The organism is Pelovirga terrestris (assembly GCF_014773365.1).
GTDB lineage: Bacteria > Desulfobacterota > Desulfuromonadia > Desulfuromonadales > Geopsychrobacteraceae > Pelovirga > Pelovirga terrestris.
In genome coordinates this window covers 1-6,085 of sequence record NZ_JACWUN010000027.1, presented here as the reverse complement: position 1 = coordinate 6,085, position 6,085 = coordinate 1, and the positions used below count along the sequence as shown (strand labels likewise).

Here is a 6,085-nt window from a genome sequence, read left to right as displayed (position 1 = left end):
AGCGGGACTGTTCAGTTACATAGAGCAGTTCCATCGTTTTCAACACACTTCGTGAACCGCCGTATACGGAACCGTACGTACGGTGGTGTGGGAGGACGGCAGGGGCGACCCTGCCTCCTACCCGATGAGAAAAGGGTTGGGCCTGAAGACAGTTGGAAAAAACGAATTCCCGGCTGAAGAACTTCAGATTGAAATCGACGGGATCGCTCGAATTGCTGGTGAAATTGCAAAGGTGAGGTGAGCGGTGGCTGACCCGCACAGGGCGATCAAACTATCATCGCGGTATCCTCCGGTTCATAGGGTTTGGGCGCGCTGATGCGCATCTCTGCGGACAGAAAGTAAAGCAAGGCTTCTAAAAATGGAACGGGTAGGTCAAGATCCTTGATCTGCTGCTGGGTCTGAATTCGTTCCATTTGTTCCCTCCATAGTCGTTATATCATCACCATGAAGACAATATGTGTATTAAGTTCAGATAGTTACGCGCTGGGTTAGCGGAGCCAGGATGAGGTTCGGTTGGTGGGTCAAAATAAAAAAGCTCGACCTGGCGGAGGGGGGGGTGCCGGGTCGAGCTTTAGGGGTCAATTGAATTCCCCCTTGTGATGAATTTTGATCGAATAGGCCGGTTTGCTCAATAGCGGTTGACGGCAATTCGGGTTTTTTCTGGAACTTCCTGCATTGATCCCCTACAATGCCTTTGCTATCCAAGCCTTGGGGGATTTCATGTCTAAATCACATCAATCACTGCCGATATCCGCATAAACGCTATTCACCCTCCATCGGTGAGGCGGTTTTTTATTGCAATATGCTCAGCCGAAGTCACTAAGAAAGCATTCTCACGTTAAAGCGGGAAACCACCATGCAGATTATCGACAATATCAATACGTTGCTTGGGGATGATCTGAAAACGGTCATCGCTCGCGGCTCTAAGTTGAAAATTGCCGCGTCCTGCTTTTCAATCTATGCTTTTGAAGCCCTTAAGGAACAGCTGGAATCGGTTGAATCCCTTGAGTTCATCTTCACATCCCCCACCTTTGTCCCGGATGAAGTCACCGATAGAATCAGAAAAGAGCGCCGGGAGTTCCATATCCCCAAGGCTGAGCGTGAACGCAGTTTTTACGGCAGTGAGTTTGAAATTCAGCTGAAAAATAAACTGACACAGCGAGCTATAGCAAAGGAGTGTGCCGACTGGATGCGCCGTAAGGCCGTGTTTCGCTCCAACCGGGGCAAGGCTCCCATGCAGCAGTTTGCCTGTGTTCAGGATGGCGAGCCGAAAGCCGCCTACATGCCATTGCATGGATTTACTGCCGTTGATCTGGGCTACCAGCAGGGCAATGCCGTCTCGAATTTTGTCAACAAGCTGGAAACTTTTAACGGCTGTATTCTGGCGGATAGTGTCGGCCTCGGTAAAACCTTCACAGCCCTGGCTGTCATCAAATATTACGAACTACGCAACCGTTCGGTTCTGGTCTTGTGCCCCAAAAAGCTGGCCGATAACTGGCTCAACTACAACCGCAACCTGAAAACCAATATCTTCGTCAAGGATCGCTTTAATTACGATGTGCTATGCCACACCGATTTGCAACGCACCAGCGGCGAATCGTATGGTATACCCCTCAATCGGATTAACTGGGGGAACTACGATCTGGTGGTGATTGATGAGTCCCATAACTTCCGTAATAACGATGTTTACAAAGACCGAGAAACCCGCTACCAGAAGCTGCTGAACTCGGTCATTCGCGAAGGTGTCAAAACCAAGGTGCTGATGCTTTCAGCTACCCCGGTTAATAACCGCTTTAATGATCTGCGCAACCAGCTTGCTTTAGCCTATGAAGGGGACGCCGGCAACCTGAACAGCAGGCTGCGTACTAATAAGGGGATTGACGAAATCTTCCGCCGGGCACAAGCAGCGTTTAATGCCTGGTCGACCCTGCCTGCCGAAGAGCGTACCGCTACAGCGATCCTCAATGCCCTCAACTTTGATTTCTTTGAACTACTCGACAGCGTCACTATTGCCCGCTCCCGTAAACATATTGAAACCTTTTATGACACGGCAGACATTGGGGACTTTCCCGAACGCCGCAAGCCCCTCTCTTTTCACTGTCAACTGACCCATCGCAGTGACGTTATCGGTTTCAATGAGATTTTTGCGCAGCTATCGATTCTCAAGCTGGCGGTCTATGCTCCGGTCAGTTACATCCTGCCAAGCCGTTTGCCCAAGTATGAAGAAATCTACGACACCGAGGTCAGTGGCGGCAAAGGCAAGCTCCGTCAGGTCGATCGTGAACGGAGCTTGCAGGCACTGATGACCATCAACCTGCTCAAGCGCCTTGAAAACTCCGTTGAGGCCTTTCGCTTGACCCTGACAAAGCTGAAGAGCAATCATCTCAACACCCTGGCGGCTATTACTGCATTTAAGGAAACCGGGACCGATGCTGGTTTTACTGATGTTGCATCTGCCTTTCAATACACTGACCCTGACGATGATGATTTGCCGGATATTGATAGTGCCATGATCGGCGGTAAGATCAAAATCAGACTGTCCGATATGGATTTGCCCAGTTGGGAGTACGACCTCGAACAGGATTTGGAGGTCATTGACAGTTTGCTGACAGAAATGCAGAAAATCACCCCGGCAGACGATACCAAGCTGCAACATCTCAAAACCCAGATCGAAAGTAAGCTGGCCTCACCCATTAACCCCGGCAACAAGAAGGTGCTGATATTTACCGCCTTTGCCGACACGGCCAATTATCTCTACACTCATATTGCCGATAGTTTCCTGGCGCAGCGTAAGCTCCATACGGCCAAAGTCACCGGCTCTGATACGCCCAAGTCAACACTGAAGAAGACATATGATTTTCAGTCACTGCTGACACTGTTTTCTCCGCGTTCTAAAGAAAAAGCGGCGATACTGCCTGATGAACCTGCCGAAATTGATCTTCTTATCGGTACCGACTGTATTTCAGAGGGGCAGAACCTTCAGGACTGTGATTATCTGATCAACTACGATATTCACTGGAATCCGGTGCGGATTATTCAGAGGTTCGGACGGATCGATCGGATTGGCTCACAGAACAAATCGATTCAGCTGGTCAACTACTGGCCCGACATCACCCTGGATGAATACATCAACTTAAAAGAGCGGGTTGAAAACCGCATGGTGATTGCGGATGTTACCGCAACCGCTGACGACAACATATTAAGCCCACAGTCGCAGGACGTTTCCTACCGCAAGGAACAATTGCGCCGATTACAGGACGAAGTCATTGAGATGGAAGACCTCAAAACCGGCGTGAATATCACCGACCTTGGCTTAAACGACTTCCGTATGGATTTGCTGAACTACGTCAAACAGAATGGCGATCTGGCGTCTGTGCCCAATGGGATGCACGCTGTTGTGCCTTCCGTGGTGAAAAATTCCTTCGAGGTTTTCTTTGTTGATGAAAATGCCCTGATTGCCTGTTTTGATAAAGACATCAGCGAAAAACTGGTCAAAGAACTCGCCAAAGCCCAACCCATGCGGGTCGTGTTTCGCGACAGCGGGTTTGCATCCGATGATCTGAAGATCAACGTAGAGCAGGTTTTCCGGCAGATGTCGCCGGGTACTGAGGTTCGCGCTTTATGAGCCGGGATACCGAACAACCCGGCAGCGCCGGTGATATTTTGCTCTATGAAGCCGCCGAAGGCCGGTTAAGACTGGAGGTGCGCCTGCAGGATGAAACTCTGTGGCTGACCCAGAACCAGCTGGCAGAGCTGTTCCAGACCACCCAGCAGAATATCAGCGGCCATATTCAGAACGTCTATGCAGAGAGCGAGCTGGAGCGGGAGGCAACTCACAAGAAATTCTTGTCAGTTCAGCAGGAGGGTGAGCGCGAGGTCCGTCGCCAGCGGGACTTCTACAACCTGGATATGATCATTGCCGTTGGTTATCGGGTCAAAAGCGCCATCGCCACACGCTTTCGGATCTGGGCCACCGAGCGACTCAAGGAATACATTATCAAAGGTTTTGTGCTGGATGATGAGCGGCTCAAGGAACCCCAGAACGATCGTTATTTTGAAGAGCTGCTGGCGCGCATCCGGGATATTCGCAGCTCCGAGAAGGTTTTCTGGCGCAAGGTGCTGGACATCTACGCCACCAGTACGGATTACGACCCCAGGGCTGAGCAAACCCAGCTGTTTTTCAAGCAGGTGCAGAACAAAATGCATTGGGCAGCTCATGGGCATACCGCGTCCGAAGTGATATTTAAGCGCGCCGACGCGAATGAGCCCAACATGGGTATCACGAATTTCCCGGGAAAGACCCCGCTGAAACGCGATACTGAGGTCGCCAAGAACTACCTCACCGAAGAAGAACTCAACCTGCTGAACCGCATCGTCAATGCCTATCTGGAACTGGCCGAAGTTCAGGCGCTCAATCGCAAGCCCATGACAATGGCGGATTGGCAGCAACGGCTGGAACAGTTCCTGACCATGACGGGGCGGGAGATGCTGACCCATGCCGGCAGCATCAGTAATCAGCAGGCGCTGAACAAGGCGCATCAGGAATTCGACAAGTACCGTGCGCAACGGCTCCAACAGCCCACCGAGGTGGAAAAGCACTTTATCGAGGCGGAAAAAGTGCTGAAGCAGCTGAAAGCGCCGGATAAGAAGGGCAGCAAACGCCCAAAGGGCTGAAACCCTTTTTGCAAGGTGGTATGCAGAAAGCTTTGCAGAAAGAAAATGCTTTTTTGCAGTAAGGATTTATGAAAAACCAAGCTAAATCAGGTAGCTGATATAATTTTTCGCGAACTTAAAAAGTATGTTGCAGAATGAAATGCAGAAAGACGCTGCTATGAAACTGAAGTTTAAAATCCAGCCCTACCAGACCAACGCTGTTGAGGCGGTGGTGGACTGTTTTGCCGGGCAGGTGAACACCTCGGGATCAAATATCGCATCGATCCCGGTCAGGAGACAGATAAAGCAGGACAAGTTCAAATTGGTCTGCTGGAGACTGCGGGGTTTAAAAATCCCGACATCCAACTGACTGGTCTGCAATTGCTCGATAACATTCGTGCCGTACAGCGGCGGCAGAACCTGCCTATTTCTGAAAGTCTGGTAAAAAGTGCCGGGTGTGACATCAACCTGGATGTAGAGATGGAGACCGGCACCGGCAAGACCTATTGCTATATCAAGACCATCTTCGAGATGAACAAGCTCTATGGTTGGTCCAAATTCATCATCGTGGTGCCCAGTATCGCCATCCGTGAGGGAGTTTTTAAATCCCTGAAAATCACCACCGACCATTTCACTGAAAGCTACCCTGAATTCAAAAAGGAAAGACGATGACAAGTAAAGGTCTGAACAATAAGTTGACAGGACAAGTAGGAGAATATCTTGTCTGTGCGGAATTAGGCTTAAGGGGCTTTTTATCTACCCCCTTCGCAGGAAATGTTCCAGAGTTCGATCTGGTAATTGCTGACAGAAATCTCAACACTCTTCCGATACAAGTCAAAACTGTCACATTTGGAGGGGCCTTAAGATCGAAAGCTACAGATTGGCTGAATATAGAAATAGATCATATCAATAAATGCCAAATCGATCATGGTGACGCTGAAGTCTCAAATCCTGGTCTAATATATGTTCTTGTAATGCTGAGAAAAGAGGAAAATGATAACCACCGCTTTTTCATCTTCACCAAAAAAAATCTAAAGCAGGTTTGTGCTGAGGGCTATCGTAGATATATGGAACGCCACAACTGGAAACGACCTAGAAATTATGAATCACTTGACTGTTCCCCCACTGCCATGGAGTTTCAGCAATTTGAGAACAACTGGGATCTGATAGAACAACAGATCAGATGCAAAGCACTCTAGTGGGCAGTGACTGACAGCGCTAATTCCAAAACCACCAAAGAACCAACCCCCAGTCAACTCCAAAAGAAAACGCCCCCTCCGATGACTCGAAAGAGGCGCTTCAATGTGGCGTCCCCAGGGGGATTCGCCCACTACGTCACCCGCATCACGCGGGTTCCTGCGTCGGCTCCCCGGCGCTCGCTGACGCGGCCGTCCATGGCCGCTTTTCTGACATTCAGTCAGCGCTCGCTACG

Annotated in this window: 5 protein-coding genes; 4 read left to right on the top strand and 1 reads right to left on the bottom strand. The window is 50.0% G+C overall.

The window, feature by feature from the left end:
• Nucleotides 1-266: 266 nt before the first annotated feature.
• Nucleotides 267-413, bottom strand: a complete 147-nt coding sequence (locus ICT70_RS14575; RefSeq protein WP_191157925.1) for a hypothetical protein — start codon at nt 411-413, stop codon at nt 267-269.
• 443 nt (nt 414-856) lie between these two features.
• On the opposite strand from ICT70_RS14575, the gene ICT70_RS14570 reads away from it, so the two are divergent.
• The 4 genes from ICT70_RS14570 (at nt 857) to ICT70_RS14555 (ending at nt 5,852) form a co-directional block, all read left to right on the top strand.
• Nucleotides 857-3,625 carry a helicase-related protein gene (locus tag ICT70_RS14570; protein WP_191157923.1) on the top strand — a complete coding sequence of 923 codons (2,769 nt, stop codon included), beginning with the start codon at nt 857-859 and terminating at the stop codon, nt 3,623-3,625.
• Entirely contained in the window at nt 3,622-4,674 is a 1,053-nt protein-coding gene (locus tag ICT70_RS14565; RefSeq protein WP_191157921.1) for a virulence RhuM family protein, read from the top strand. Before ICT70_RS14570 ends, ICT70_RS14565 begins: the two co-directional genes overlap by 4 nt.
• Nucleotides 4,675-5,034: 360 nt before the next feature.
• Complete coding sequence (locus ICT70_RS15000) at nt 5,035-5,325, top strand: DEAD/DEAH box helicase family protein (RefSeq protein WP_224747091.1); 291 nt, start codon at nt 5,035-5,037, stop codon at nt 5,323-5,325.
• Nucleotides 5,322-5,852, top strand: a complete 531-nt coding sequence (locus ICT70_RS14555) for a hypothetical protein (protein ID WP_191157919.1) — start codon at nt 5,322-5,324, stop codon at nt 5,850-5,852. Before ICT70_RS15000 ends, ICT70_RS14555 begins: the two co-directional genes overlap by 4 nt.
• Nucleotides 5,853-6,085: the final 233 nt, after the last annotated feature.